26 protein-coding genes are annotated in these 25,694 nt (G+C 72.5%); 13 read left to right on the forward strand and 13 right to left on the reverse strand.

Translation table 11 applies throughout. The annotated features are described in order from the left end of the window. Window positions 1-77 precede the first annotated feature (77 nt). On the reverse strand, window positions 78-1,721 hold the full coding sequence (locus D7231_RS20235; protein WP_120756890.1) for a beta-N-acetylhexosaminidase: 1,644 nt from the start codon (window positions 1,719-1,721) through the stop codon (window positions 78-80). A gap of 285 nt (window positions 1,722-2,006) precedes the next feature. Here D7231_RS20235 and D7231_RS20240 point away from each other — a divergent pair, with 285 nt between their 5' ends. From D7231_RS20240 to D7231_RS20260, 5 genes are all read left to right on the forward strand, one after another. After that, window positions 2,007-2,552, forward strand: a complete 546-nt coding sequence (locus D7231_RS20240) for a 2-oxo-4-hydroxy-4-carboxy-5-ureidoimidazoline decarboxylase (protein ID WP_120756891.1) — start codon at window positions 2,007-2,009, stop codon at window positions 2,550-2,552. 231 nt (window positions 2,553-2,783) lie between these two features. Next, window positions 2,784-3,164, forward strand: a complete 381-nt coding sequence (sdhC, locus tag D7231_RS20245) for a succinate dehydrogenase, cytochrome b556 subunit (protein WP_120756892.1) — start codon at window positions 2,784-2,786, stop codon at window positions 3,162-3,164. Window positions 3,165-3,172: 8 nt separating this feature from the next. Then, window positions 3,173-3,649 carry a succinate dehydrogenase hydrophobic membrane anchor subunit gene (locus D7231_RS20250; protein ID WP_120756893.1) on the forward strand — a complete coding sequence of 159 codons (477 nt, stop codon included), beginning with the start codon at window positions 3,173-3,175 and terminating at the stop codon, window positions 3,647-3,649. Between the two features lie 20 nt (window positions 3,650-3,669). After that, window positions 3,670-5,424, forward strand: a complete 1,755-nt coding sequence (sdhA, locus tag D7231_RS20255) for a succinate dehydrogenase flavoprotein subunit (protein ID WP_120756894.1) — start codon at window positions 3,670-3,672, stop codon at window positions 5,422-5,424. Beyond that, window positions 5,424-6,182 carry a succinate dehydrogenase iron-sulfur subunit gene (locus D7231_RS20260; protein WP_120756895.1) on the forward strand — a complete coding sequence of 253 codons (759 nt, stop codon included), beginning with the start codon at window positions 5,424-5,426 and terminating at the stop codon, window positions 6,180-6,182. The genes sdhA and D7231_RS20260 overlap by 1 nt, the downstream gene beginning before the upstream one ends. A 109-nt stretch (window positions 6,183-6,291) precedes the next feature. Here D7231_RS20260 and D7231_RS20265 read toward each other — a convergent pair whose 3' ends face one another. Then, complete coding sequence (locus tag D7231_RS20265) at window positions 6,292-7,128, reverse strand: DMT family protein (protein WP_120757158.1); 837 nt, start codon at window positions 7,126-7,128, stop codon at window positions 6,292-6,294. A gap of 245 nt (window positions 7,129-7,373) precedes the next feature. Here D7231_RS20265 and D7231_RS20270 point away from each other — a divergent pair, with 245 nt between their 5' ends. Next, complete coding sequence (locus D7231_RS20270) at window positions 7,374-7,658, forward strand: hypothetical protein (protein WP_120756896.1); 285 nt, start codon at window positions 7,374-7,376, stop codon at window positions 7,656-7,658. Window positions 7,659-7,662: 4 nt separating this feature from the next. Continuing rightward, window positions 7,663-8,850, forward strand: coding sequence for a glutathionylspermidine synthase family protein (locus D7231_RS20275; protein WP_120756897.1), 1,188 nt, complete (start codon window positions 7,663-7,665; stop codon window positions 8,848-8,850). Window positions 8,851-8,884: 34 nt separating this feature from the next. Here the strand turns inward: D7231_RS20275 and D7231_RS20280 are convergent, their stop codons facing one another. From D7231_RS20280 to rocD, 4 genes are all read right to left on the reverse strand, one after another. Beyond that, on the reverse strand, window positions 8,885-9,457 hold the full coding sequence (locus D7231_RS20280) for a DUF4865 family protein (protein ID WP_120756898.1): 573 nt from the start codon (window positions 9,455-9,457) through the stop codon (window positions 8,885-8,887). Between the two features lie 37 nt (window positions 9,458-9,494). Further along, window positions 9,495-9,875, reverse strand: coding sequence for a cupin domain-containing protein (locus tag D7231_RS20285; RefSeq protein WP_120756899.1), 381 nt, complete (start codon window positions 9,873-9,875; stop codon window positions 9,495-9,497). A 25-nt stretch (window positions 9,876-9,900) separates the two neighbouring features. Beyond that, the gene (locus tag D7231_RS20290) at window positions 9,901-10,464 is read right to left on the reverse strand and encodes a TetR/AcrR family transcriptional regulator (RefSeq protein WP_120756900.1); all 564 of its coding nucleotides are present in this window, start codon (window positions 10,462-10,464) and stop codon (window positions 9,901-9,903) included. Between the two features lie 105 nt (window positions 10,465-10,569). Beyond that, complete coding sequence (gene rocD, locus D7231_RS20295) at window positions 10,570-11,775, reverse strand: ornithine--oxo-acid transaminase (RefSeq protein WP_120756901.1); 1,206 nt, start codon at window positions 11,773-11,775, stop codon at window positions 10,570-10,572. Between the two features lie 124 nt (window positions 11,776-11,899). Here rocD and trpS point away from each other — a divergent pair, with 124 nt between their 5' ends. The 3 genes from trpS to D7231_RS20310 all read left to right on the forward strand — a co-directional run bounded on the left by trpS (window position 11,900) and on the right by D7231_RS20310 (window position 14,521). After that, window positions 11,900-12,913, forward strand: coding sequence for a tryptophan--tRNA ligase (gene trpS / locus D7231_RS20300; protein WP_120756902.1), 1,014 nt, complete (start codon window positions 11,900-11,902; stop codon window positions 12,911-12,913). A gap of 112 nt (window positions 12,914-13,025) precedes the next feature. After that, window positions 13,026-13,613, forward strand: a complete 588-nt coding sequence (locus D7231_RS20305) for a 2'-5' RNA ligase family protein (RefSeq protein ID WP_120756903.1) — start codon at window positions 13,026-13,028, stop codon at window positions 13,611-13,613. Window positions 13,614-13,663: 50 nt separating this feature from the next. Further along, window positions 13,664-14,521, forward strand: coding sequence for a YihY/virulence factor BrkB family protein (locus tag D7231_RS20310; protein ID WP_120756904.1), 858 nt, complete (start codon window positions 13,664-13,666; stop codon window positions 14,519-14,521). 214 nt (window positions 14,522-14,735) lie between these two features. On the opposite strand, the gene D7231_RS20315 is transcribed toward D7231_RS20310, so the two are convergent. After that, entirely contained in the window at window positions 14,736-16,193 is a 1,458-nt protein-coding gene (locus tag D7231_RS20315; protein ID WP_194959755.1) for a D-alanyl-D-alanine carboxypeptidase family protein, read from the reverse strand. A gap of 10 nt (window positions 16,194-16,203) precedes the next feature. On the opposite strand from D7231_RS20315, the gene D7231_RS20320 reads away from it, so the two are divergent. Continuing rightward, window positions 16,204-16,509, forward strand: coding sequence for an SCO4848 family membrane protein (locus tag D7231_RS20320; RefSeq protein ID WP_438828711.1), 306 nt, complete (start codon window positions 16,204-16,206; stop codon window positions 16,507-16,509). A gap of 28 nt (window positions 16,510-16,537) precedes the next feature. Here the strand turns inward: D7231_RS20320 and D7231_RS20325 are convergent, their stop codons facing one another. Together D7231_RS20325 and D7231_RS20330 are read right to left on the reverse strand one after the other, a co-directional pair. Continuing rightward, on the reverse strand, window positions 16,538-18,091 hold the full coding sequence (locus D7231_RS20325; RefSeq protein WP_120756905.1) for an ABC transporter substrate-binding protein: 1,554 nt from the start codon (window positions 18,089-18,091) through the stop codon (window positions 16,538-16,540). Window positions 18,092-18,172: 81 nt separating this feature from the next. Then, complete coding sequence (locus D7231_RS20330; protein WP_120757160.1) at window positions 18,173-18,955, reverse strand: alpha/beta fold hydrolase; 783 nt, start codon at window positions 18,953-18,955, stop codon at window positions 18,173-18,175. A gap of 62 nt (window positions 18,956-19,017) precedes the next feature. On the opposite strand from D7231_RS20330, the gene D7231_RS20335 reads away from it, so the two are divergent. Then, a complete protein-coding gene (locus tag D7231_RS20335) occupies window positions 19,018-19,413 on the forward strand; it encodes a MerR family transcriptional regulator (protein WP_120756906.1) in 396 nt (131 codons plus the stop codon). A 12-nt stretch (window positions 19,414-19,425) separates the two neighbouring features. On the opposite strand, the gene pdxR is transcribed toward D7231_RS20335, so the two are convergent. Continuing rightward, entirely contained in the window at window positions 19,426-20,913 is a 1,488-nt protein-coding gene (gene pdxR, locus D7231_RS20340; RefSeq protein WP_120756907.1) for a MocR-like pyridoxine biosynthesis transcription factor PdxR, read from the reverse strand. 47 nt (window positions 20,914-20,960) lie between these two features. On the opposite strand from pdxR, the gene D7231_RS20345 reads away from it, so the two are divergent. Continuing rightward, the gene (locus tag D7231_RS20345) at window positions 20,961-21,443 is read left to right on the forward strand and encodes a carboxymuconolactone decarboxylase family protein (protein ID WP_120756908.1); all 483 of its coding nucleotides are present in this window, start codon (window positions 20,961-20,963) and stop codon (window positions 21,441-21,443) included. A gap of 163 nt (window positions 21,444-21,606) precedes the next feature. Here the strand turns inward: D7231_RS20345 and D7231_RS20350 are convergent, their stop codons facing one another. Genes D7231_RS20350 through D7231_RS20360 form a run of 3 tightly spaced genes read right to left on the reverse strand, consistent with a single transcriptional unit; the run spans window position 21,607 to window position 25,689 of the window. Next, window positions 21,607-22,587: an ABC transporter substrate-binding protein gene (locus D7231_RS20350; protein WP_120756909.1), complete on the reverse strand. Its 981-nt coding sequence runs from the start codon at window positions 22,585-22,587 to the stop codon at window positions 21,607-21,609. Continuing rightward, window positions 22,577-24,592 (reverse strand): ABC transporter permease, encoded by a 2,016-nt coding sequence (locus D7231_RS20355; RefSeq protein ID WP_120756910.1) that lies wholly within the window; start codon window positions 24,590-24,592, stop codon window positions 22,577-22,579. Before D7231_RS20355 ends, D7231_RS20350 begins: the two co-directional genes overlap by 11 nt. Next, window positions 24,589-25,689, reverse strand: a complete 1,101-nt coding sequence (locus tag D7231_RS20360; RefSeq protein WP_241999816.1) for a quaternary amine ABC transporter ATP-binding protein — start codon at window positions 25,687-25,689, stop codon at window positions 24,589-24,591. The genes D7231_RS20355 and D7231_RS20360 overlap by 4 nt, the downstream gene beginning before the upstream one ends. Window positions 25,690-25,694 lie beyond the last annotated feature (5 nt).

Consider the following 25,694-nt stretch of genomic DNA (forward strand, 5'->3'; position numbering starts at 1 on the left):
GAATCCGCCGCCGCGGCGAGCAACCACCACGGCGAGGGTCCGGCGGAATCGGACGCTACCCGGACCCGTACGTACGGCTAACGGACGCGCGCGTCCAGGGACGCGAAGTCCCGCCACGGCAGCGTCGGGCGCCGCGCGTCCCACAGGCGCTGGGCGGTGGCCGCCAGGGGCAGGCGGATGCCTGCCGCGACCTGTTGCGGCGTCTGCGCGGCCGCGTGATCGCACCAGACGGCGAGCCGGCCGCCCGCCACCCGGTCCGGCCCGGCGGGCGCGGGCACCGGCGCCGTGCCGCGCAGCACGGCCGGCGACCACTGTTCGTAGATCCGCTGGCCGGTCGGGTAGGTGAACTGGTTGGGCTCGCCGAGGACGTAGTAGAGGTATTCGTCGTTGAGGTTGACGAGCGTGCGCCCCTCGTTCAGGTAGTCCTGCGGGGCGCGGGCGCCGATCTCCTTGCCCGTCCAGTACTCGACCTCGATGTCCTTCTTCGCGGTGACGACGCCGCCGGGGAAGAAGCCGTCGTTCCAGGCCTTGGCCTTCTTGCCGAGGGTGCGCACGAACGCGGCGCGGTCGTTGAGCCAGCCGGTGGCCAGGTCCTGGACGCGGGCGCGGGCCCCGTACTTCTCCTTGGCGCGGGCGGCCAGGCGCGGGTAGGAGGCCTCGGGGTTCTTGGCCATCAGGGCGCGGTACTCGTCGGCACCGAGGTGGAAGTACGGGCCGGGGAAGAGGGGGGCGTACTCGCGCAGCAGGTCGTCGACGATGCGGGCGGAGTCGGCGTTGGCGATGTCGATGGCGCCGCGGGCGGCGGTGCCCGAGGCGTCGCGCAGTTGCAGCGTGGGGTGGGCGGCGATGACCGCGCCGAGGTGGCCGGGCGAGTCGAGCTCGGGGATGACGGTGACGTGCAGGGACTCGGCGAGGGCCACGATGCGGCGGACCTCGGCCTTGGTCAGGTGCTGCTTGGAGACGATCTCGGGGTGGGAGTCGCTCTCGATGCGGAAGCCCTGGTCGTCGGAGAAGTGCAGGGCGAGCTGGTTGAGCTTGAGGGCGGACAGCTCGCGCAGCCGGGCCTCGATCCAGCCGGCGGTGAAGTGCTTGCGGGCGATGTCGAGGTGGAGGCCGCGCTGGGCGCGGTCGGGGGCGTCGCGGACGACGCCTTCGGGGAGCCCGCCGCCGGAGCGCACGGCTTGCAGGAGGGTGCGCGTGCCGTAGAACACGCCGGGCTCGCCGGCCGAGGCGACCAGCACCTTGCCGTCGCGGGCGGTCAGCTCGTACCCCTCGGCGGCGAGCGGGCCGCTGCCGGAGCTGCCGGGGCGCTGGGCGAGCTCGACGTCGCCGGAGCGGGCGGGGCCCGCCGCCGCGTACTGCAAGTGCAGCTCGCCGGCCAGCCGGCGGCCCTCGTCGGCGAGCGGGCCGGGGGCGATCACGCGGGCGCCGTCGACGGGCCGCCAGCCGGGGCCGGGGGCGGCCTCGGCGGAGCGGACGGCGGGGATCGCGCGGGGGACGCCGGCGGGGACGGGGGCCTGCGCGGCGGACTGCCGGCCGGGCGAGCTGGGCGCCGAGGGCGAGGCGGAGGAGGCTCCCGGGGAGCGCGAGTCGTCCTGGCCCGGCCGCTCGCCGCCGCCCTCGCGGGGGCAGCCCATCAGCGTCATGGTGACGAGGAGGACGCCGGCGCAGACGGTCCCGCGGACGGCCGAAGCCCGTTTCGTCCTGAGGCGCAGTCCCATGGAGCAAGCCTCTCGTTATGTGACCTTGCCCCAAAAATAGATGCTTTTGTCCGCAAAGAGGCCGCCGACGTCCACAGCGCGCCGCAAACCGCCCCCGTCCGAATGAAATTCCTGCACCGGTCGGCCGGTGTCCGATAGGCGTCGCTACGGTGGCGGCCCGGTTCGACTCCTCGCCGGCAGACGGGGGGGTCGCTCGCCGGAGATGGGGGGATCGCGCTGTCCTACCTCGACCGCCACGGCCCGGATCGTCACGGTTCGGATCACCACGGCCCGGATCACCACGGCCTGGACCGCCACGGCCTCGACCGGCTCAACTCCGCCGCCCCGGGCGCCGCCGAAGCCGCGCTCCTCGCCTGCTGCGGGAGCCGCCGCTGGGCCCGCCGCCTCGCCGACCTGCGGCCCTACCCCGACCTGCGCACCCTGCTGAGCACGGCGGAGCACGCCGCCCGCGACCTCTCCCCCGCCGATCTGGCGGAGGCGCTCGCCGACGAGACGGTCCCCCAGCACCTGTTCACGAGCCCCCACCGCGCCACCGTCCCGGCCCCGCCCTCCCCCGCGACGGAGGCGGCCCGCCGCGCGCTGCGCCGGGCCCACGCCGCCTACGAGCACCGGTTCGGCCACGTTTTCGTGCTGTGCCTGGACGGCTGCCGCCCCGGCGAGGCCCTGGACCGGTCCCTGGCCGCGCTGCGCACCCGCCTGGCCGCCGCCCCGGCCGACGAGGCCGCCGTCACCGCCGCCGAGCTCGCCCGGCTCGCCCGCGGCCGGCTCGCCCGGCTGGCGCCGGACACCCCGCCGATCCGGCCGCGAACCGTCCGACCCTGCGGGACATAACACCCATTCAGTCGAACATCGCAGGTCAAACGAGTGTCGCCCGACCCCCCGGAATCACCCCTTCCGGCCCTTGACCCGCCCGCACATGCCTGTTTGATCACACCTGCGGACCCCGGGACGCCGAACCGACAAGGCGTCGCTACGATGGCCAGGGCCGGTGGACCGTACCCGGCCGGGCCCGACCGACAGAGAAGCCGGCAGGCCCTGATCCCCGCTCCCGGAGGGTTTTCCGTGCCGGCTGGAACGCTGTACCGCGGCCGGGAAGGCATGTGGTCCTGGGTGGCTCATCGAGTCACCGGCGTCCTCATTTTCTTCTTCCTGTTCGTGCACGTCCTGGACACCGCTCTCGTCCGCGTCTCCCCCGAGGCGTACGACGACGTCGTCGCGACGTACAAGACACCCGTCGTGAATGTGATGGAGTACGGCCTCGTCGCCGCCATCCTCTTCCACGCGCTCAACGGCCTCCGCATCATCGCGGTGGACTTCTGGTCCAAGGGACCGCGGCGCCAGAAGCAGATGCTGTGGTGGGTCGTCGCAATCTGGGTCGTGCTGATGGGCGGCGCCTTCTACCCCGTGCTCCAGCACACACTGCGCACGCTGTTCGGGAGCTGAGTCGCGAAATGTCTGCTGAAACCACCCCCGCCACCGCCGCCGCGCACGACGTCTCCCTCTACGACGTCGACAACCCGGCCCCGGTCATCGAGGCGCCGCGCAAGCGCACCAAGAAGACCCCGAAGACGACCCGCACCAACTTCGAGCTGTACGGCTGGCTGTTCATGCGGCTGTCCGGCATCGTCCTGGTCGTCCTGGTCCTCGGCCACCTGCTGATCCAGCTCGTCCTCGACGGCGGCGTCAGCAAGATCGGCTTCGCCTTCGTGGCCGGCCGCTGGGCCTCGCCGTTCTGGCAGGCCTGGGACCTGGTCATGCTCTGGCTCGCGATGCTCCACGGCGCCAACGGCCTCCGCACGGTCATCAACGACTACGCGGAGCGCGCGACGACCCGTTTCTGGCTGAAGAACCTGCTGTACGCGGCCACGGTGTTCACCGTCCTGCTGGGCACGCTGGTGATCTTCACCTTCGACCCGAACATCCGCTAGAGCCCGGGGCTGACGACACCATGAAGATCCACAAGTACGACACCGTCATCGTCGGCGCCGGCGGCGCCGGCATGCGCGCGGCCATCGAGTCGACCAAGCGCAGCCGCACCGCGGTGCTCACCAAGCTCTACCCGACCCGCTCCCACACCGGCGCCGCCCAGGGCGGCATGGCCGCCGCCCTCGCGAACGTCGAGGAGGACAACTGGGAGTGGCACACCTTCGACACGATCAAGGGCGGTGACTACCTGGTCGACCAGGACGCCGCCGAGATCCTGGCGAAGGAGGCCATCGACGCGGTCCTCGACCTCGAGAAGATGGGCCTGCCGTTCAACCGCACCCCGGACGGCACCATCGACCAGCGCCGCTTCGGCGGTCACAGCCGCAACCACGGCGAGGCCCCGGTCCGCCGCGCGTGCTACGCCGCGGACCGCACCGGCCACATGATCCTCCAGACGCTGTACCAGAACTGCGTCAAGGAGGGCGTGGAGTTCTTCAACGAGTTCTACGTCCTGGACCAGCTGATCACCGAGGTCGACGGCGTCAAGAAGTCCGCCGGCGTCGTCGCGTACGAGCTGGCCACCGGCGAGATCCACATCTTCCAGGCGAAGGCGGTCATCTACGCCTCCGGCGGCACCGGCAAGTTCTTCAAGGTGACGTCGAACGCCCACACGCTCACGGGCGACGGCCAGGCGGCCTGCTTCCGCCGCGGCCTGCCTCTGGAGGACATGGAGTTCTTCCAGTTCCACCCGACGGGCATCTGGCGCATGGGCATCCTGCTGACGGAGGGCGCCCGCGGTGAGGGCGGCATCCTCCGCAACAAGGACGGCGAGCGCTTCATGGAGAAGTACGCGCCGGTCATGAAGGACCTCGCCTCGCGCGACGTCGTCTCGCGCTCCATCTACACGGAGATCCGCGAGGGCCGCGGCTGCGGTCCCGAGGGCGACCACGTCTACCTCGACCTCACCCACCTGCCGCCGGAGCAGCTGGACGCCAAGCTGCCGGACATCACCGAGTTCGCGCGCACCTACCTCGGCATCGAGCCCTACACGGACCCGATCCCGATCCAGCCCACCGCGCACTACGCCATGGGCGGCATCCCGACCAACGTCGAGGGCGAGGTGCTGGCCGACAACGACACCGTCGTCCCCGGTCTCTACGCCGCCGGCGAGGTCGCCTGCGTGTCCGTGCACGGCGCCAACCGCCTGGGCACCAACTCGCTGCTCGACATCAACGTCTTCGGCCGCCGCGCGGGCATCGCCGCCGCGGAGTACTCCGTGAAGGCCGACTTCGTCGAGCTGCCGGAGAACCCGGCGGAGTTCGTCGCCGAGCGGGTCGAGCAGCTGCGCAACTCCACCGGCAAGGAGCGGGTCGCCGAGCTGCGCAAGGAGCTCCAGGAGACCATGGACGCCAACGTCATGGTCTTCCGCACCGAGCAGACCATCAAGACGGCCGTCGAGAAGATCGCCGAGCTGCGCGAGCGCTACAAGAACGTGTCCGTCCAGGACAAGGGCAAGCGCTTCAACACCGACCTGCTGGAGGCCATCGAGCTGGGCAACCTGCTCGACCTGGCCGAGGTGATGGCCGTGTCCGCGCTGGCGCGCAAGGAGTCCCGCGGCGGTCACTACCGCGAGGACTTCCCCAACCGCGACGACGTCAACTTCATGCGCCACACCATGGCGTACCGCGAGGTCGACGCGGACGGCAAGGACTCGGTCCGCCTCGACTACAAGCCGGTCGTCCAGACCCGCTACCAGCCGATGGAGCGTAAGTACTGATGAGCACCGCGACTCTCGACAAGGTCGAGGCCGAATCCGCGGCCTCGCCCTACATCACGGTCACCTTCCGTATCCGCCGGTTCAACCCGGAGATCTCGGACGAGGCCCACTGGCAGGACTTCGAGGTCGAGATCGACCCGAAGGAGCGCGTCCTCGACGCCCTGCACAAGATCAAGTGGGATGTCGACGGCACGCTGACGTTCCGCCGCTCCTGCGCGCACGGCATCTGCGGCTCCGACGCCATGCGGATCAACGGCAAGAACCGCCTCGCGTGCAAGACCCTGATCAAGGACATCAACCCCGCCAAGCCGATCACGGTCGAGCCCATCAAGGGCCTCACGGTCCTGAAGGACCTCGTGGTCGACATGGAGCCGTTCTTCCAGGCCTACCGCGACGTGATGCCCTTCCTGATCACCAAGGGCAACGAGCCGACGCGCGAGCGCCGGCAGTCCGCCGAGGACCGCGAGCGCTTCGACGACACCACCAAGTGCATCCTGTGCGCCGCGTGCACGTCCTCGTGCCCGGTGTTCTGGAACGACGGCCAGTACTTCGGCCCGGCGGCGATCGTCAACGCCCACCGCTTCATCTTCGACTCGCGCGACGAGGCCGGCGAGCAGCGGCTGGAGATCCTCAACGACAAGGACGGCGTGTGGCGCTGCCGCACGACGTTCAACTGCACGGACGCCTGCCCGCGTGGCATCGAGGTCACGAAGGCGATCCAGGAGGTCAAGCGAGCGCTGATCACGCGCCGCTTCTGACCCCCGGTCCGGTTCGCATGACGTGGGCCCTGTCTTCCCCTTGGGGGAAGACAGGGCCTTCGCCGTGCCCGGCGTGCGGAGCGCGCTCGCGCCTTGGCGGGTCCCGGCCTCATGCCTCGGCCGTAACGCCCTCGCCGCCCTCCCCGAAGCGGGCCAGGGCCAGCGCGCCGGCGACCGCGAGGGCGAAGCCCGCGGCGGCGAGGGGGAGCAGGCCCGGGCGGGTGCGGTCGCCCAGCCAGACGATGCCGACGACGGCCGGGCCGAGGGTCTCGCCGATGACCATGCCGGCCGTGGCGGCCGTCACCGAGCCGCGCTGCAAGGCCGACGTCAGCAGCAGGAAGGCCGCGCCGCCGCCGAGCAGCAGGGCGTACGCGGCCGGGTTGCGGAGCAGAGCGCCGAGGGAGAGGTCGTCGATCAGCCGGACGGCGACCTCCACCACGCCGAAGCCGAGGCCCGCGCCCAGCCCGAGCGCGGCCGCCCGGGCCCGGCCCGGCAGCCGCCCGGCCGCCCCGCCCAGGGCCAGGACGCCGGCCGCCACGGCCAGCGTGCCGGTGCGCAGGGCCGCGGAGCCCGTGCCGCCGCCCTCCGCGCCCGAGGCCAGCCCCAGCATCGCCAGGCCCCCGCACACCACGGCCACCGCGCCCCACTCGATGCCGCTGAGCCTCACCCGCAGCACCCGCGAGGCCACGACCGCCGTCACCGCGAGGCTCGCGGCGAGGGCCGCGCCCACGGCGTAGATGGGCAGGGAGCGCAGCGCGACGAGCTCCAGCAGGAAGCCCGCGGCGTCCAGGGCGAGCCCCGCCAGATAGCGCCACTGCCGCAGCACCCGCAGCAGCAGGACGGGGTCCACGCCCGAGCCGCTGCCGGGCGCGGACGCCCGGGCGGCGACGGCCTGAAGGACGGACGCGGTGCCGAAACACACCGCCGAACCCAGCGCGCACAGCATCCCGAGAAGCACCATCCGACTGTAGGCCGCCCGGGGCCGCGCGGGGGCCTCCCCGCCGTCGGGCGGCCGGATGCGCCCTTTAGGGTGAGGGGCCTGCACGACATGAGCAGTACATGACGGGGGTCATCTGCATGGCAGAAACAACGGCAGAAGTAACGCCAGAAATAGAAGACATATCGGGAACGCCCCGGAAGGCCCGCAAGACGCGGCGCCGGCTGCGCTCCTCCACGGTCGTCCTCGGCAGCATGGGCGCGCTCGCCGCCGCCCTCACCTCCTGCGGCTCCGAGCCGGACAAGCGCTGCGTCGACCCGTACAGCTACGACGCGGGCCGCGGCGGCTACCGCCTCCTCGACCCCAAGGCCTGCTCGAACAAGAGCGGCGGCGGCTCGTCCACCAGTACCTCCTCCGGCCGCTGGTACTACGGCTCCAACCGCTCCGACGGCTTCGCCAAGAGCGGCACGTTCAGCAAGAGCCAGGCCGTCGACCGCGGCGGCTTCGGCTGCTCGAACTCCGGCTCCGGCGGCGGCTGACCGCATGCGCCGCCACCGCACCGAGCCCCGCCCCGGCTGGCAGGCCACCGTCGAGGAGCAGGGGGTCATCTACCCCCTGACCCGCCTCCCCGACGGCTCCCTGCGCCCGTACTGGGACGAGAGCGCGTACTACTCCTTCACGCTCCCCGAGGTCGAGGCCCTGGAGGAGACCGTCGCCGAGCTGCACGAGATGTGCCTGGAGGCCGCCGCGCACATCGTGGCGCGCGACCGCTTCGCCGAGCTCGGCCTCACCGACCCGCGGCTGACCGCCCTGATCTCCGAGTCCTGGCACCGCCGCGGCGAACTGCCCTCCCTCTACGGCCGCTTCGACCTGTGCTACGACGGCGGCGGCCCGGCCAAGCTGCTGGAGTACAACGCCGACACGCCCACCTCCCTGGTGGAGGCGGCGAGCGCCCAGTGGTTCTGGATGGAGGACCGCTTCCCCGGCCTCGACCAGTGGAACTCGCTCCACGAGCGCCTCGTCGACGCCTGGCGGCGCCAGGCCCCGCTGCTGCCGCCCGGCGCGCCGCTGCACTTCGCGCACTCCTCCGCCGACGAGCTCGGCGAGGACCTGATGACGGTCGCCTACCTGCGCGAGACCGCCGAGCAGGCCGGCCTCGCGACCCGCGCCATCTCCATGGAGAACATCGGCTGGGACGCCCTCTCGGGCCGCTTCGTCGACGAGCGGTACTCCTTCGTCCGCTCCTGCTTCAAGCTCTACCCGTGGGAATGGCTGACGGACGACCGCTTCGGCCCGCACGCGCTGGACACGCTCGACAACGGCGGCGGTACGGGGTCCACGCTGTGGATCGAGCCGGCGTGGAAGATGCTGCTGTCCAACAAGGCGCTCCTGGCGATCCTGTGGGAGCTCCACCCCGGCCACCCCAACCTGCTCCCCGCCCACACCGACGGCCCCCGCGAGCTGGCGCGCACCGGCGGCTACGCGGCGAAGCCGCTGCTGGGCCGGGAGGGCGCGGGCATCACCCTGCACGAGCCGGGGGCGGCCCCCGTCCTGCGCGACGAGCCGTGCTGCTACCAGCAGTTGTGCCCCCTCCCGGACTTCGACGGCAATCGCACGGTCCTCGGCGCGTGGGTGGTCGACGGCGAGCCGGCGGGGCTGGGCATCCGGGAGTCGTCGGGCCTGATCACGGACGAGTACGCGCGCTTCGTCCCCCACGTGATCAACGGCTGAGCCGTGCGCGCCCGGGCTGTCGGCGACCGGGCCGTCAGCGGAGCCCGGGCGCGGAGAGGTGCAGCACCTCGTACCGCTCGGTGACGTCCTCACCGGGCGGTACGGCCTCCGCCCACAGCACGAAGCGCAGCAGCTGCCAGTGGTGCGGGTCGACGGCGAGGGCGGCCGTGTGCACGCCGTCGCGCGCGGCGAGTTCGCGCAGCGCCGCGGTCTCCGCCGCGACCGCCTCGGCCAGGCCCTCGGCGGGCAGCGGCGTCAGGCGCCGGGACGCCGCCCGCGGCGCCGCGCCCGTCCCGCGCGCGGGCCCGTCCTCGCGGGCGATCCCGGTCCAGTGCCGCACGACGGGCCGCCCGAAGTCCCGGACGATCCCCTCGAACCCGCCCCCGCCGACGAGGAAGTGACTCATCGCGGCGGTGTCGTCCCACACGTAGAACGGCGCGTACTGGTTGACGGGCGAGCCGTCCACGCCCTTCTCGCGGATCACATACGCCTTGAAGGCCATACCGGCACGGTCGTCGAGGACGTGGCCGCGGGTGGCGACCCGCTCGCGGATGACCCCCATGTCGTAGTCGGCGGGTAGGGTGATCTCGTACTGCTTGGCGTACACGGGGCGTTGCGCCTTTCGCTGGTCGGAAAAACGGCTGTCAGAGGACGACGGGCTCGCCGCGCTCGGCTTCGGCGCCGTCCTCAGCGGCCGTCAGGACGGCCAGGTGGGTCATCGAAGTGGTGGGCCCGGCGCCGTGCCAGTGCCACTCGCCGGGTGCGATGACGACCCGGTCGCCGGCCCGCACGACCTCGACCGGTCCGCCCCGGCGCTGCATCAGCCCGGTGCCTTCGGTGATGTGGAGGACCTGGCCCTCGGGGTGGCGGTGCCAGTGGGTGCGGCTGCCGGGCTCGAAACGGACGTCGTCGATGCGCAGTCGCGAGGTGTCCCCCGCGGCGGCGATCGGCGTGACGTGGACGGTCCCGGTGACCCACTCGGGAGCGGCGGTGTAGGCGGCGGGCGGGTCGCGGTGGATCAGCATGGGTGCGCTCCAGGAGGGTGACGGATCAGGCGGACTGCGCGGTGAGGAGTCCGAGCACCCCGTCGACGGCCTGTTCGAACGGTGCCGTCGAGTCGGCCGCGCGGGCCAGGACGTAGCCGCCCTGGAGGACGGCGACGACGGTCGCGGCCGTGGCCGCCGGGTCGAGGGCGGCGGCCAGTTCGCCGCGGGCGACGCCCTCCGCGAGCACCTCGGTCAGCCGCCCCCGCAGCCATACGAACGTCTCGTCCACGGGCGCCCGCAGCGCGGGATCGGCCATGACGTCGGGGTCCTGGGTCAGCCGCCCGACGGGGCACCCCTTGAGGACGTCCCGCTCGCGCCGCAGGTAGGCCGTGATCCGCTCCACGGCCGTGCCCGGCCCGCCGAACTGCTGCTCCGCCTTGGCCCGCATCTCCTCGGCGGTCCGCCGGATGGCCGTCAGCGCGAGGTCCGGCTTCCCGCTGAAGTGGTGGTACATGCTGCCCTGGCCGGCCCCGGCCCGCTGCTGGATGGCCTTGGGGCTGGTGCCGACGTAGCCGCGCTCCCACAGGAGTTCACGCGTGCTCTCGATGAGGCGTTCCGGGGTACTCATAAGATGAGTGTACATACTAGTAGGTACAGAAGATCAACTCCGGATGTGAAGGGAGGGCTCGGCGTGCACTGCACGCCGAGCCCTCCCTTCCTCCGCACCACTCCGTCAGGAGCCCAGCACCGCCCGCAGCTGGTCCAGCCCCCAGTCCAGGTCCTCCTTGCTGATGACCAGCGGCGGAGCGATCCGGATCGTCGAGCCGTGCGTGTCCTTGACCAGGACGCGGCGTTCCATCAGGCGCTCCGAGATCTGCCGGCCCGTGCCGTGGGACGGGGTGATGTCGACGCCCGCCCACAGGCCGCGCCCGCGCACCGCCTCGACCGCGCCGGTGCCCACCAGCAGGTTCAGCTCCTGGTGGAGGTGCTCGCCCAGCTCCGTGGCGCGCTGCTGGAACTCGCCGGACTTCAGCATCGCCACGACCTCCAGCGCCACCGCGCAGGCCAGCGGGTTCCCGCCGAACGTCGAGCCGTGCTCGCCCGGCCGGTACACGCCGAGGACGTCGCGGTCCGCCACCACGGCCGACACCGGCACCACGCCGCCGCCCAGCGCCTTGCCCAGCACGTACATGTCGGGGACGACGTCCTCGTGGTCGCACGCGAACGTTCTGCCCGTGCGGCCGAGCCCGGACTGGATCTCGTCCGCGATGAAGAGCACCCCGCGCTCGGCGGTCAGCCGCCGCACGCCCGGCAGATAGCCGGCCGGCGGCACGAGCACCCCCGCCTCGCCCTGGATCGGCTCCAGCAGCACGGCGACCGTGTCGTCGTCCAGGGCCGCCTCCAGCGCGGCCAGATCGCCGTACGGGACGATCTCGAAGCCCGGCGTGTACGGCCCGAAGTCCGCCCGCGCCTCCTCGTCCGTCGAGAAGCTGACGATCGTGGTGGTGCGGCCGTGGAAGTTGCCGGCGGCCACCACGATCTTCGCCCGCCCGTCCGGCACGCCCTTGACCCGGTAACCCCACTTGCGGGCGGTCTTCACGGCCGTCTCGACCGCCTCCGCACCCGTGTTCATGGGCAGCACCATCTCCTTGCCGCACAGCGCGGCCAGCTCGGTGCAGAACTCGGCGAAGCGGTCGTGGTGGAAGGCGCGCGAGGTCAGCGTCACCCGATCGAGCTGCGCCTTCGCGGCGTTGATCAGCCGCCGGTTGCCGTGCCCGAAGTTGAGCGCCGAGTACCCGGCGAGCATGTCGAGATAGCGCCGCCCCTCGACGTCCGTCATCCAGGCGCCCTCCGCGTACGCCACGACGACCGGCAACGGGTGGTAGTTGTGCGCGCTATGGGCCTCGGCGGCGGCGATGCTGCGTTCCGTGGATGTCACCGTGTGCTCCGTTCGTGTACGAGCATGCGTGTGCGGGCATTGCTGTGCCCCCTGTTCCACCTTTCTACTACTGACGGCCCCACCGTCGGACGGAGTCGGGCACCGCACCTGAGAGAATGTGCGCATGGCCCTCGATCGACCGCGCGCACTCTCCGGCATCCAGCCCACCGCAGGCTCGTTCCACCTGGGGAACTACCTCGGTGCCGTCCGCCAGTACGTGGCTCTTCAGGAGACCCACGACGCCTTCTACATGGTGGTCGACCTGCACGCGATCACCGTGCCGCAGGACCCGAAGGAGCTGCGGGCCAACACCCGCCTCGCCGCGGCCCAGCTGCTCGCCGCCGGCCTCGACCCCGAGCGCTGCACCCTCTTCATCCAGAGCCACGTCCCCGAGCACGCCCAGCTCGCGTGGGTGATGAACTGCCTCACCGGCTTCGGCGAGGCCTCCCGGATGACGCAGTTCAAGGACAAGTCCGCCAAGCAGGGCTCCGGGGCCACCACGGTCGGCCTGTTCACCTACCCGATCCTCCAGGTCGCCGACATCCTCCTCTACCAGGCGAACGCCGTCCCGGTGGGCGAGGACCAGCGCCAGCACGTCGAGCTCACGCGCGACCTGGCCGAGCGCTTCAACGGCCGCTTCGGCGACACCTTCACCCTTCCGGCCGCGCACATCGTCCGCGAGACCGCGAAGATCTACGACCTCCAGGACCCGTCGGCCAAGATGAGCAAGTCGGCGGCGAACCCCAAGGGCCTGATCAACCTCCTCGACGAGCCCAAGGTCTCCGCCAAGAAGATCAAGAGCGCCGTCACCGACACCGACACGGTGATCCGCTTCGACCCCGAGAACAAGCCCGGCGTCAGCAATCTGCTCACCATCTACGCCACGCTCACCGGCACGGGAATGGCCGAACTGGAGCAGAAGTACGAGGGCAAGGGCTACGGTGCGCTGAAGACGGACCTCGCCGAGGTCATGGTGGAGTGGGTGACTCCGTTCCGCGCCCGCACGCAGGAGTACCTCGACGACCCGGAGACGCTGGACTCCGTCCTCGCCAAGGGCGCCGAGAAGGCCCGCGCGGTCGCGGCGGAGACGCTCGCCCAGGCGTACGACAAGGTGGGCTTCCTGCCCGCCAAGCACTGAGGGCACTGAGGGCTCGGCCGGGGCACGGAGAGACCAGGAGCTCTGGCACGGGGTGCGGCACAGCCGTCACACTGGCCACGGGGACATACAGGCGCACAGGAGGGAGAACGCAATGGGGACCGTGACGCTCGGCGTGTCGATCGCGGTCCCGGAGCCCTACGGCAGCTTCCTCCAGAAGCGCCGCGAGGGCTTCGGGGACCCGCACGCGCACGGCATCCCCACGCACGTCACCCTCCTGCCGCCCACCGAGGCGGACGCGTCCTCGCTGCCCGCGATCGAGGATCACCTCGCCCGCGTCGCCGCCGAGTGCCGCCCCTTCCCCATGCGCCTCTCCGGCACCGGCACCTTCCGGCCGCTCTCCCCCGTCGTCTATGTGAACGTGGTCGAGGGCTCCGCCTCCTGCGCCTGGTTGCAGAAGCGCATCCGCGACGAGGCCGGGCCCGTCGCCCGCGAGCTCCAGTTCCCCTACCACCCGCACGTCACCGTCGCCCACGGCATCGCCGAGGAGGCCATGGACCGGGCCTACGAGGAGCTGGCCGGGTTCGAGGCCGCCTGGACGATCGACGCCTTCGCCCTCTACGAGCAGGGCCCGGACGGCGTGTGGCGGCTGGAGCGCGAGTATCCGTTCGGGGAGGGGGAGGGGACGGCGCCGGCCGTCCCCCACCAGACGGGCGTCCGACCGCCCGCCCCTTCCCGCTAGCGCCGCCCTGACGTGGGCGTATCCCCACGTCAGGGTGGTAGACGTACGCCATGGAATGGCTGACGCGGCTGCCCGGCATCGGGCCCCTGATCTCCCGCCTGATGCGCACCCACGCATGGCGCTCGTACGAGACCCTGGACCGGGTGAAGTGGACCCGGCTCGCCGCCGCGATCACGTTCACCAGCTTCGTGGCCCTGTTCCCCCTGCTCACCGTGGGCGCCGCCGTCGGCGCGGCCGTCCTCAGCGAGGAGCGCATGCGGGAGCTGGAGCGGCGCCTCGCCGAGCAGGTCCCCGGCATCTCCGGTCAGCTCGACCTCAGCAGCCTCGTCGACAACGCGGGCACGGTCGGCGTCGTCGCCGGAGCGCTGCTCCTCTTCACGGGCATCGGCTGGATCGGCTCGCTGCGGGAGTGCCTGCGCGCGGTCTGGGAGAAGGAGGAGAGCCCCGGCAACCCCGTCCTCCTGCGGCTCAAGGACGGGGCGCTGCTGCTCGGCCTCGGCGGCGTCGCCCTGCTCTCGCTGGCCTGCTCGGTGTTCGCGTCGGCGGCCGTGGACTGGGTGGTCGGCCATGCCGGGCTGGACGGCGTCGGCGGGCTGCTGAGCGCGGCCGGCTTCTGCATCGCCGTCCTCGCCGACTTCCTGCTGATGCTCTACGTCCTCTCGCGGCTGCCCGACGTGCAGCCGCCGGTGCGGCGACTCGTCGTCGGGGCGCTGATCGGGGCGATCGGCCTGGAGGTGCTGAAGCTGCTGCTCGGCGGCTATCTGCGGGGCGTGGCGGCGAAGAGCATGTACGGCGCGTTCGGCACGCCGATCGCGCTCCTGCTGTGGATCAACTTCATGGCCAAGCTGATCCTGTTCTGCGCGGCGTGGACGGCCACGCCGTCGGCGAAGGCCGGGCGTACGGGCTGAGGCCGGCTCGGCACCGCCGACGGCCGCCGCCGTGGTTTCTCGCCGCAGCGGCGGAAGAAGGGCGGCTGCCGCCGCGGCGGAGCGAACGCGCCCGCCGGCGCGACGGCCCACCGCTACGGGCCGAGCCCACAGGACATTGCTCCGCCGCCGCGGCGAGTAACCCCCGCGGCGCGGGCCCGGCGGAATACGGGACCGCCGGAACCCGTACGTACCGCTACGCCTTCGGCCGCGGCCAGCGGCGGTGGACGACGAACGCGCCCGCGCCCAGCGCCACCAGAGCGCCGCCCGCGATGCCCACCGCCGTCCACATGCCGCCGGAGCCCGAGCCGGCCACCGAGGCCTGGGCGTGGTCGCCGCCGGCCTGGCCGTCGCCGCCCTTGCCGTTGCCGGCGGCCCCCTTCGGGGGAACCAGCATGCCGACCGGCTTGACGCGCCCGGCGGCCTCGAAGCCCCAGTCCAGCAGCCGCTCGGTCTCCTTGTAGACCTCGTGCGGCTCCTGGATGTCCGGGTTCATCACCGTCACCAGCAGCTTGCGGCCGTCGTGCTGGGCGACGCCCGTGAAGGTGTTGCCCGCGTTCGTGGTGGAGCCGTTCTTGACGCCCGCCATCCCCTTGTACGGGCCGCGCTCCATGCCCTCGCCCGTCAGCAGCCGGTTGGTGTTCACGATCGCGAAGCTCTCGCGCTTCTTGCCGGGCTGCTCCTCGCCGGGGAACTGCGCCGACACCGTCGAGCAGTACTCCCGGAAGTCCGCCTTCTGCAAGCCCGAGCGGGCGAACAGGGTCAGGTCGTACGCGCTGGAGACCTGCTGGTCGGCGTCGTAGCCGTCGGGGGTGACGACGTGGGTGTCGAGCGCCTGGAGCTCCTCGGCGTGCGCCTGCATGTCCTTGACGGTCTTCGGGATGCCGCCGTTCATGGTCGCCAGCACCCGCACCGCGTCGTTGCCCGAGCGCAGGAACACGCCGAGCCACAGGTCGCGGACGCTGTACGACGACCCTTCCTTGACGCCCACGGCGCTGCTGCCCGCGCCCATGCCCTCCAGGTCGGAGGGGACGACCGTGTGCGTCTTAGTCCGGGGCAGCTTCGGCAGGACCGTGTCCGCGAAGAGCATCTTCAGCGTCGAGGCGGGCGGCAGCTCCCAGTGCGCGTTGTTCGCGGCGAGGATCTCGCCCGACTCGGCGTCCGCCACGAGCCACGAGCGGCCGCTGAGCCCAGTGGGCAGCTCCGGCGCGCCCGGGCCGCGCTGGACCTGCGGGCCGGGGCGGCCCAGCAGCTCCCCGCCCACGGTGGACATCCGGGAGGGCGGCGTCCGGGGCGCGCGCCGGCCGATGCCCTTGCCGTCGTCCTCCTGGGCGGCCCCGCCGTTCGCCGAGGGGCCCGGGTTCGCCCGCGCACCGGACGGGCTCGGGCTCACGCTGGGGCGGCTCGCGCTCGGGGACGGCGTGGGATCGGCCAGGGCGGGGGCGGCGGTCGCCAGCGGGACGAGCAGCGAGGCGGTGGCCGCGAGCGCGGCGGCCCCGCGGCGGCGGCGCGTCGCGGCGGCCCGCGTGGGGTGTGATGTCGTCGTCGGCACGTCCGTGAAACTACCCCGCCACCTGGGGGTTCCAGTCGCCGCCTCACTGGCTCGGATGACGGCCGGGGACCCGATAGGACTATTGCGCTGACCCGAACGCATACTGAAACCCATGCCGAGCACTACGCCTGACGCGCCCGCCGCGGCCGCCGCTCCCGCCGCGTCGCCCGCCCCCGCCGTCCTCTCCCGTCCCGTCTCCTGGTTCCTGCTCGCCTTCGGCGTGTGGAGCTGGGTCATCTGGATCACCTTCGCGAAGAATCTGTGGAAGGACGGCAGCGGTCTCGCCTTTGACGACGCGGGTGACCCGACCGCGTACTTCTGGGTGCATCTGCTGCTCGCGGTCACCTCGTTTCTCTTGGGGACGGCTGTGGGGCTGATCGGGTTGCGCGGCGTGCGGGCGCTGCGGCGCACGTCATAGGCGGCCCCGGGGGCGCGTCCGGCCCGCGTCAGATGCGGCCGAGCTCCCAGAGGCGCCACTGGCCGGTGCCGTCCGAGAGGTACTGGGTCCCGGAGATGGACGACGCGCTCAGCACGTAGTCCTTCTTCTGCCACAGGGGCACCACGGGCACGTCCCGGGCGATGATCTCCTGGATGGCCCGGAAGTCCTTCGTGACGCGGCTGCGCTGGTAGCTGCTCTGCGTGGCCTGGATGAGCTTCTCGACCCCGGGGTTGTCGTAGCCGGAGCGGAAGCTGGAGGTCCGGCCGACGAGCGGGCCGGTGAAGTTGTCCGGGTCGGGGAAGTCGGCGAGCCAGCCGACGCAGTACGCGTCGTAGGCCCCGGCGGCGTAGCCCTTCTGGAACTCCGTCCACTCCACGTACTGCGTGCGCACCTCGAACAGCCCGGTGCCCTCCAGCTGCTTCTTCAGCAGGGCCGCCTCCTCCACGGTGGCGGCGCCCTGCGAGAAGGCGATGGTGAAGCGGACCGGGGTGGAGATGCCGGCCCGGAGCAGGAGGGCGCGGGCGGCCTCGGGGTCGGGCCGGGGGTTGAGGTCGAAGAAGGCCGTGGAGTGGCCCGTGAGGCCCTGGGGGATCAGGGAGTACAGGGGCTCGACGGTGCGGCGGTGGACGTCGCGCGCGAGGGCCTCGCGGTCGATGACGGCGGCGACGGCCCGGCGGACCGGCTGCTGTTCGAACGGGGAGCCGCCGCGCAGGTTGAAGAAGAGGGAGCGGGTCTCGGAGCCGGTGCTCTCCATGAGCTTCACGCCGCTGTCCGACAGGGAGTGCCCGGCGATGTCGTCCGGCGGCATCAGGCGCCCGGCGACGTCGATGGACCGCTGCTTCCAGGCCCGGCTCATCGCCGCCGAATCGCGGTAGTAGCGGACGGTGACGGCGCCGCCCTTGTGCTTGACGGCCCCCTCGTAGGTCTTGCTGGGTCGCAGCTCGGCGACGGCCCGCGGCCGGTAGCTCTCCAGGCGGTACGGGCCGGAGCCGTCGGCCTCGGTGCCGGAGCGGAGCCGGTCGGCGGGGTAGCGCGTGCTGTCGACGATGGCGCCCGCGCCGGTGGCTATCTTGAACGGGAACGTGGCGTCGGGGACCCGTAATTGGAAGGTGATCGTCCGATCGGCGGTGGTGACCGATTGCAGGGTGTCGAGCAACGACTGCGGCCCCTGGGGGGACTTGATCCGTCTGATGCGCTCGAAGGAGAACTGCACGTCCTTGACGGTCACTTCGCGGCCGTTGCCGAACTTCAGCCCCTCACGGAGCTCGCACTGATACGTCCGCAGGTCCCCGCCGTGGAAGCCGCAGCGGCTCGCCGCGTCCGGCACGGGGACGCCCGTGCCGGGGGTGTAGGTCAATAACGACTGGTACACGTTGCTGAACAGGGCCCAGGAGCCGGCGTCGTAGGCCCCGGCGGGGTCGAGCGTGGTGACGGTGTCCGTGGTGCCGATGCTGATCGGCCCCTGGTCGTCGTCGCCGGGGGACATCAGCTCGCACCCCGCCGTCCCGCTGCCCAGCACCACGGCGGCCACCAAGGCCGCCACCGCCCGCACCCCGCGCATCCCCGTGCCCCCTCCGCCCAGTGATGCGCCACACTCAAACACAGGAACGCGCGTACGTCCGGCGATTCGGTCAAGTGATCGTCAGAGTTCCTTTCGGGCGAGGAAGTCCGTGATCAGCTTCTCCCACTCGTGCGGCTTCTCGGCCATGGGGACGTGGCCGGTGTCCAGCTCGGCGTACTCCGCGCCGGGGATGTGCCGGGCCAGGTAACGGGAGTTGGCGGGCGAGACGAGGGTGTCCTGAAGGGTGGCTATCACCAGGGTGGGGACGGAGATGCCGGCGAGGTGGGGCGTGGTGTCGGCGGCGGCCACCACCGCGGCCTGCTGGGCGGTCCCGGCCGGGATGCCCCCGGCGAGCATGCTCAGGAAGGCCGGCACCTCCCGCGCGGGCACGGCGTTGAAGAACTCCTCGCCGAAGCCGCTCAGCGCGACGAAGTGGGCGAACCCCTCGGTGTCGCCCGCCGCGAGCAGCCGCTGCCAGATCGCCAGGGAGGACCGCGTCCGGTTGTCCGCCGCGGCCAGGCCCGCCGTGAGCACCAGGCCGCGCACCCGGTCCGGGTAGCGGGCCGCCGTGCGCACGGAGACCAGGGTGCCCAGCGAGTAGCCGAGGAGGGTGAAGGTGTCGAGGCCCGCCTCGTCCGCCGCGGCCACGACCCCGTCCACGAGGCCGTCCAGGGTCAGCGGGCCGGCCGGGAGCGGGGTCGCGCCGGAGCCGGGGTAGTCGGGGGCCACGACGGTGTGGCGCTCGGCGAGGGCCGGAATGACCGGGGCGTAGTTGCCCTGGATGCTGCCGCCCGCGCCGTGCGCGAGGAGCAGGCCGGGGCCGGAGCCGTGGACGGTGGTGGTGAATGCGGGAATCTGTGTCATGGCCACGAGGTTGCCGTATGACATCAGTGTCAAGGTCAAGTCCTGACGGGGGAGAACCGCCCATGCGCATCGGAGAGCTGTCGCGCCGTACCGGAGTGAGCCCGAGGCTCCTGCGCTACTACGAGGAGCAGGGCCTCCTCCGCTCCGAGCGCGACGCCAACGGCTACCGCCGGTATCACCCCGGCGCGGCCGAGCGCGTGGGCCGCATCCGCGAGTTCCTCGCCGCCGGCATGACCACGGAGACCATCCGCACCCTGCTGCCCTGCGCCCAGGGCGGCCCGGGCCTCCTGACCTGCGAGCACAGCGTTCAGGTCATGGGCGACGAGCTCGCCCGGCTGGACGAGCAGATGGCCGAGCTCCGCCGCCGCAAGGAAGCGCTGCTCGGGGTGACTAAGGCGATGGACGCCCGCCGGCGCGAGGACGAGGCCCTCGCCGGGGCCGCGCTCCGGTCCGCCTGACCGCCGCCCCGCTCATTCCGCCGGGGGCAGCACCCTCAGCAGTGCCTCCAGCGCGCCCGGGAACGCGTGGTCCGGCGGGGTGCCGTAGCCCACGATGAGGCCGTCGGGGGTGGGGTCGCCGGTCGCGGGCGGGGTGGAGCGCAGGCGCGAGAGGCCCTCCAGGGCCAGGCCCTCCCAGGCCGCGGCCTGCAAGGTCGGGTGCTCGGTGCCCGGCGGGAGTTCGAGGACGGCGTGGAGGCCCGCCGCGATGCCGGTGACCTTAATGTGCGGGGCGCGCTCGGCGAGGACCTCGACGAGCCGGTCGCGCCGCCGCCGGTACCGCAGCCGCATCGCGCGCACGTGCCGGTCGTAGGCCCCGGACTTGAGGAACTCCGCGAGCGTCAGCTGTTCCAGGGCCCCCGAGCTCCACTCCCCCGCCTGCTTGTGGGCCAGCACCTCGCCGGCGAGGTGCTCCGGCAGCACCATCCACGCGAGCCGCAGCCCCGGCGCGAGGGACTTGCTGGCCGTGCCGAAGTAGACGATGCGCTCGGGGGCGAGGCCCTGCAACGCGCCCACGGGCTGCCGGTCGTAACGGAACTCGCCGTCGTAGTCGTCCTCCAGGATCGTCCCGCCGGTGCGGGCCGCCCAGTCGACGACCGCGGCGCGCCGGTCGGGGTGCAGGGGCACGCCGGTCGGGAACTGGTGCGCCGGGGTGATGAGCACCGACCGCGCACCGGCCTTGCCGCCCTCCAGCACGCCGATGCCGGCGCCCTCCCCGTCCAGCGGCATCGGCAGGCACCGCAGCCCCGCCCGCTCCAGCGCCTCCCGGTGGAACCACAGCCCGTACTCCTCCACCCCCATCTCCCGCGTCCCGCGCTGCCGCAGCACCCGGCTCACCAGCCCCAGGCCCTGCGTGAACCCCGCGCACACCACGATCCGTTCCGGGTCCGCGTGCACGCCGCGCGCCCGCGCCAGGTAGCCCGCGAGGGCGGTCCGCAGCTCGATCCGGCCCCGCTCGTCGACGTGCCCGAACGCGTCGTGCGGGGCGGCCGCCATCGCCCGGCGGGCCGCGGCGAGCCACGCGGCGCGCGGGAAGGCGGAGACGTCGGCGGACCCGGGGCGCAGGTTGTAGGTGGGCCGCCGCGGCGTCCGCACGGGCGGCGTCCGGCGCTCGGGCGGGCGCGCCGCCGCCCGCCGGGCCACCCTGGTGCCCGAACCCTGCCGGGCGGTCAGCCAGCCCTCGGCGACGAGCTCGCCGTACGCGTCGGCGACGGTGTTCCGGGCCAGGCCGAGGTCGGCCGCGAGCGTACGGGAGGAGGGCAGCCGGCTGCCGGGGGCCAGCCGCCCGCTGCGGACGGCCTCGCGCAGGGCGCTGATCAGGGACGCCCGTACGCCGCCGGGCCCGCTCAGGTCCAGGTGGAAGTCCGCGCCCGCACCGACGCCGGCCTGCGGTGCGACCCCCGGCGCAACCCCCGGAGCGGCCTCAGCAGCACCCTTCGAAGTGGCCCATGATTTCTCCATGGGAATGGACCATACCTGTGGGCTGCCCGCGTCCTAGTGTCGTCCCCATGACGAACACGAACGCACAGGTCACCGGCCACCACCACGCCCCCCGCATGCTGCTCCACGAGATCGCCCCCGAGGTCGGGAAGGCGATGCTGAGCCTGGAGCGGGCGGCCCGGAAGGGCCTGGAGACCTCCCTCATCGAGCTGGTCAAGATCCGCGCCTCGCAGCTCAACCGCTGCGCCTTCTGCCTCGACATGCACACCAAGGACGCCCGCAAGCTCGGCGAGTCCGAGGAGCGCATCTACCTCCTCAACGCCTGGCACGAGGCCCCCGGCCTCTACACCGAGAAGGAGCAGGCGGCGCTCGCCCTGACCGAGGCGGTCACCCTGCTGCCCGGCGGCGTGTCCGACGAGGTGTACGAGCGTGCCGCGAAGCACTTCCCGCAGCAGGAGCTCGCCCAGCTCATCGCCATGATCACCACCATCAACGCGTGGAACCGGATCGGCGTGACGACGGGCCTGGGCCCGGGCGCGTACGCGGTCTGACGCGTAGGCGGTCCGACCCGTACGCGGTCCGGTGCGTGCACGGTCCGGCCCGTACGCGGTCCGCAACGGAACGCACGAGCGGCACCGGTCACGGGAGAACCGGTGCCGCTCGTTCGGCCGGTGAGCCACGCTCAGTGGCCTCAGTGGCCTCAGTGTCCGTGTCTCACTGCAACCACTTCTTCCACACCTCCGGGTTCTCCTTCACCCACCGCTTCGCCGCTTCGTCCGCGCTCAGCTTGTCCTCGGCGATCATCTGCGCGACGGCGTTCTGGTCCGCCTTCGACCAGTGGAAGTTCTTCAGGAACCGGGCCGCCTTGCCGCCCTTCCGCGTGAAGTCCGCGTTGAGGTACTTCTTCAGCGGCGTGGTGGGGTAGGCGCAGTTGACCGTCGACGGGTCCTTCGCGCCCTTGTCCGCGCACTCCTGCGTGTACGGGGGCAGCTTCACCTCCACCATCGGCACCTCGTTGAACAGCCACTGCGGCTCGTACCAGTACGTCAGGAACGGCTTCTTGTCCTTGGCGGACTGCTGGATCTGAGTGATCTGCGCCGCCTCGGAGCCCGCGAAGACGACCTTGTAGTCCAGGCCGAGGTTCGAGACGAGCGCCTTGTCGTTCGTGACGTACGACGGCGAGCCGTCCAGGAGCTGGCCCTTGCCGCCGCTCTCCGGGCCGCGCAGCTGCGACGCGTACTTGTTGAGGTTCCGCCAGTCGAGGACGTCGGGGTGGGCGTCCGCGAAGTACTTGGGCACCCACCAGCCGATGTGGCCGGTGACGCCGAGGTCGCCGCCGGGGGCGATGGTCTTCTTGTCCTCGACGTACCGCTTCTCCTGCTCGGGGTGGCCCCAGTCCTCCATGATCGCGTCGACGCGGCCCTGGCTGAGCGCGTCCCACGCGGGGACCTCGTCCACCTGCACGGTGTCGACGCGGTAGCCGAGCTCGTGCTCCAGCAAGTACTTGGCGACGGCCGTGTTGGCCCGTGCGCCCACCCAGGACTGCACGGACAGCGTGACGGTCTTCGTGCCCGCCGCGGCGGCGTACGGGGAGGCCTGCTTGGTCATGTCGGCCGCGCCGCAGGCGGTGGTCGCGGCGGCGGCCAGGGTGCAGAGCGCGGCCGCGGCCGCCATGGTCCTCGTCCTACGCGCCATCACGCGCTCCCTTCGTCGGCTGGGTGACCCGGTCGAGCATCAGCCCCAGGCAGGCGATGGCCACGCCCGCGGTGAGACCGGTCGCCAGGTCGCCCTGCGCGAGGCCGAACACGACCTCGTAGCCCAGCGCGCCGCCGCCCACGAGGCCGCCGATGATGACGACGGACAGCACCAGCACCACGGCCTGGTTGACCGCGAGCAGCAGCTGCGGGCGGGCCAGCGGGAACTGCACCTGGCGCAGTTGCTGGCCGCTGGTCGCGCCCAGCGAGCGGGCCGACTCCATCGCGCCCGGGTTCACCCGGCGCAGGCCCTCGCTCGCGATGCGGACGACGGCGGGCAGCGCGTACACGACGGCGGCCGCGGCGGCCGGGGCCCGGCCGATGCCGAACAGGGCCACGACGGGGATCAGGTACACGAACTGCGGCATGGTCTGGAAGACGTCCAGGACCGGGCGCAGCAGCCGCTCCACGCGCGGGCTGCGCGCGGCGGGCACGGCGATCGCGAAGCCGAGGGCGAGGGTGACGGCGACGGCGGCGATGACCTGCGAGAGCGTGTCCATGGACAGCTCCCAGCGGCCCAGCACGCCGATCGCGGCGAGCGAGAGGACCGCCGTCAGGGCGGTGCGCCACGTGCCGATCAGCCAGGCGAGGGCGGCCACGATGAGGAGGGCGCCCCACCAGGGGAGGGCCTGGAGGCCGTCGCGGAGGGGGTTCAGGATCCAGGTGGTGTAGTGCGCGGCGAGGTCGGCGGTGCCGCCTATGCCGGGGAGTCCTGTGTAGAGGTGGTCGACGATCCAGTCCTTGGCGGTGTTCACCGGGCCGGCGATGGCGACGGTCCAGGTGTCGGGCCAGGACTGGCTGGACAGCCGGGCCAGGCCCAGGACGGCCAGAACGGCCACGGCCCACGTGGCTGCCGTTCGGGTGCGGGCCGTTCCGCCCTGCGGAACGGTTGCCCACAACTTGCGTGCGGGCCTGGGGGTGGACGAGCCGGCCGTGATCCTGTCGAACACGATCGCGAGCAGGACGATCGGGATGCCCGCTGCCAGGGCGCTGCCCACGTCCACCGTGGACAGGGCCTGGTAGACGCGGTCTCCCAGGCCGTCCGCGCCGATGACGGAGGCGATGACGGCCATGGAGAGGGCCATCATGATGGTCTGGTTGACGCCCAGGAGCAGCTCGCGGCGGGCGAGCGGCAGCCGGGCGGTCAGCAGGCGCTGCCGCCCGGTCGCGCCGAGCGAGTCCACCGCCTCCATGACGCCCTTGTCGGTGGCGCGCAGGCCGAGCGCCGTGAGGCGGGCCATGGGCGGGGCGGCGTAGACGACGGTCGCGAGGACCGCGGGGGCCACGCCGATGCCGAAGACGAGGACGACGGGCAGCAGGTACGCGAACGCGGGCAGCGCCTGCATGGTGTCCAGTACGGGCCGCAGCGCGCGGAACGTGCGGTCCGACAGGCCCGCGGCGAGGCCGAGGAGCGCGCCGACGGCGACGGACACCGCCACCGCGACGATCATCAGCGCGAGGGTGCGCATCGTGGGCACCCACATGCCGAGCAGGCCGCAGGCGGCGAACGAGGCGAGGGCGGTGACGGCGACCCGTACGCCCGCGACCCGCCAGGCGATCAGCGCCGCCGCTGCCGTCACGCCGGCCCAGCCGAGGGCCAGGAGGACGGTGTAGACGGCATGCACGGCGCCGATGATCGCGCCGCTGATGTGCCCGAAGAAGTAGAGGAAGGCCCAGTGGCTGTCGCGGTTGTCGATGATCCAGTCGCTGGCCCCGGTGAGGGGCTTGGTCAGGTCGACGGTGAACGCGGAGGGCCAGGTGCCGCTGCCGTGGGTGGCTGCCGCCACGGGTCCCAGGACGGCCGCGGCGACGGCGAGGACGAGCAGCTTGCGGGCGGCGGGCCGCGCCCACAGGGTGCGCAGGAGGAGGACCGCGGGGTGCGGCGCCGAGGCGTCGCGGCCCTGCGGTGCCCTCTTCACCTGCGGCGATGCTGTGTGTACGGTCATGCCGCCGTCCTCTCGCCGGCGTCCGGTGCCGTGCCGGCGTCCAGTCCCGCCACCACGTCGAGCAGGCTGCGGTGGTCGACGACGCCGACGCAGCGGCCGCCCTCGACGATTCGGGCCGGGGTGCCCGTACGGGCCACGGTTTCGATCGCTTCGGCGACGGTCGTCGTGGGGGCGAGGGTCTCGCCCGTCTCGGACTCGTCCGCGGCGGCGGGGCGCATGGCGCGCCGCACGGTGAGGACCTGTTCGCGCGGGACGTCGCGGACGAAGTCGCGCACGTAGTCGTCGGCCGGGGAGCCGACGATCTCCTCGGGGGTGCCGCACTGCACGACGCGGCCGCCGCGCATGAGGGCGATCCGGTCGCCGAGGCGCAGGGCCTCGGACAGGTCGTGGGTGATGAAGACCATGGTGCGGCCCTCGTCGCGGTGCAGGCGGACGACCTCTTCCTGCATGTCGCGGCGGATGAGCGGGTCGAGGGCGCTGAACGGCTCGTCGAACAGGAGGACTTCGGGGTCGGCGGCGAGGGCGCGGGCGAGGCCCACGCGCTGCTGCTGGCCGCCGGAGAGCTGGCCGGGGCGGCGGTCCTCAAGTCCTGCGAGGCCGACCTTCTCCACCATTTCGGCGGCCTTGGCGCGGCGCTCGGCCTTGCCGACGCCCTGGATCTCCAGGCCGTAGGCGACGTTGTCGAGGACGGAGCGGTGCGGGAGCAGCCCGAAGTGCTGGAAGACCATGGCCGCGCGGTGGCGGCGCAGGTCGCGCAGGGCGCCCTTGTCCATGCCGCACACGTCCTCGCCGTCGATGGCGATGGTGCCGGAGGTCGGCTCGATGAGCCTGGTCAGGCAGCGGACGAGCGTGGACTTGCCGGAGCCGGACAGGCCCATGACGACGAAGACCTCGCCCTGGCGGACGTCGAAGGAGACGTCGCGGACGGCGACGGTGCAGCCGGCCTGCTCGCGCAGCTCCTCGGGGGAGAGCGCGGCGAGTTCGCTGCCGGGGACGCGGTCGGCCTTCGGCCCGAAGACCTTCCACAGGTTGCGGACGCTGAAGACGGCGGGTGCGGTAGCTGCGTCCGCCTCGGCCGGCTGCGCCTGCTCGGTCATGGGCT

The organism is Streptomyces klenkii (assembly GCF_003626645.1).
Lineage (GTDB): Bacteria > Actinomycetota > Actinomycetes > Streptomycetales > Streptomycetaceae > Streptomyces > Streptomyces klenkii.

Bases quoted from the DNA above. Each gene is read 5' to 3' on its own strand.
- D7231_RS20235 (WP_120756890.1), bottom strand. From the start codon at position 1,721: ATGGGACTGCGCCTCAGGACGAAACGGGCTTCGGCCGTCCGCGGGACC.
- D7231_RS20250 (WP_120756893.1), top strand. From the start codon at position 3,173: ATGTCTGCTGAAACCACCCCCGCCACCGCCGCCGCGCACGACGTCTCC.
- sdhA (WP_120756894.1), top strand. From the start codon at position 3,670: ATGAAGATCCACAAGTACGACACCGTCATCGTCGGCGCCGGCGGCGCC.
- D7231_RS20260 (WP_120756895.1), top strand. From the start codon at position 5,424: ATGAGCACCGCGACTCTCGACAAGGTCGAGGCCGAATCCGCGGCCTCG.
- D7231_RS20265 (WP_120757158.1), bottom strand. From the start codon at position 7,128: ATGCTGTGCGCGCTGGGTTCGGCGGTGTGTTTCGGCACCGCGTCCGTC.
- D7231_RS20270 (WP_120756896.1), top strand. From the start codon at position 7,374: ATGGGCGCGCTCGCCGCCGCCCTCACCTCCTGCGGCTCCGAGCCGGAC.
- D7231_RS20275 (WP_120756897.1), top strand. From the start codon at position 7,663: ATGCGCCGCCACCGCACCGAGCCCCGCCCCGGCTGGCAGGCCACCGTC.
- D7231_RS20285 (WP_120756899.1), bottom strand. From the start codon at position 9,875: ATGCTGATCCACCGCGACCCGCCCGCCGCCTACACCGCCGCTCCCGAG.
- D7231_RS20290 (WP_120756900.1), bottom strand. From the start codon at position 10,464: ATGAGTACCCCGGAACGCCTCATCGAGAGCACGCGTGAACTCCTGTGG.
- trpS (WP_120756902.1), top strand. From the start codon at position 11,900: ATGGCCCTCGATCGACCGCGCGCACTCTCCGGCATCCAGCCCACCGCA.
- D7231_RS20305 (WP_120756903.1), top strand. From the start codon at position 13,026: ATGGGGACCGTGACGCTCGGCGTGTCGATCGCGGTCCCGGAGCCCTAC.
- D7231_RS20310 (WP_120756904.1), top strand. From the start codon at position 13,664: ATGGAATGGCTGACGCGGCTGCCCGGCATCGGGCCCCTGATCTCCCGC.
- D7231_RS20315 (WP_194959755.1), bottom strand. From the start codon at position 16,193: ATGCGTTCGGGTCAGCGCAATAGTCCTATCGGGTCCCCGGCCGTCATC.
- D7231_RS20320 (WP_438828711.1), top strand. From the start codon at position 16,204: ATGCCGAGCACTACGCCTGACGCGCCCGCCGCGGCCGCCGCTCCCGCC.
- D7231_RS20325 (WP_120756905.1), bottom strand. From the start codon at position 18,091: ATGCGCGGGGTGCGGGCGGTGGCGGCCTTGGTGGCCGCCGTGGTGCTG.
- D7231_RS20330 (WP_120757160.1), bottom strand. From the start codon at position 18,955: ATGACACAGATTCCCGCATTCACCACCACCGTCCACGGCTCCGGCCCC.
- D7231_RS20335 (WP_120756906.1), top strand. From the start codon at position 19,018: ATGCGCATCGGAGAGCTGTCGCGCCGTACCGGAGTGAGCCCGAGGCTC.
- pdxR (WP_120756907.1), bottom strand. From the start codon at position 20,913: ATGGAGAAATCATGGGCCACTTCGAAGGGTGCTGCTGAGGCCGCTCCG.
- D7231_RS20345 (WP_120756908.1), top strand. From the start codon at position 20,961: ATGACGAACACGAACGCACAGGTCACCGGCCACCACCACGCCCCCCGC.
- D7231_RS20350 (WP_120756909.1), bottom strand. From the start codon at position 22,587: ATGGCGCGTAGGACGAGGACCATGGCGGCCGCGGCCGCGCTCTGCACC.
- D7231_RS20355 (WP_120756910.1), bottom strand. From the start codon at position 24,592: ATGACCGTACACACAGCATCGCCGCAGGTGAAGAGGGCACCGCAGGGC.
- D7231_RS20360 (WP_241999816.1), bottom strand. From the start codon at position 25,689: ATGACCGAGCAGGCGCAGCCGGCCGAGGCGGACGCAGCTACCGCACCC.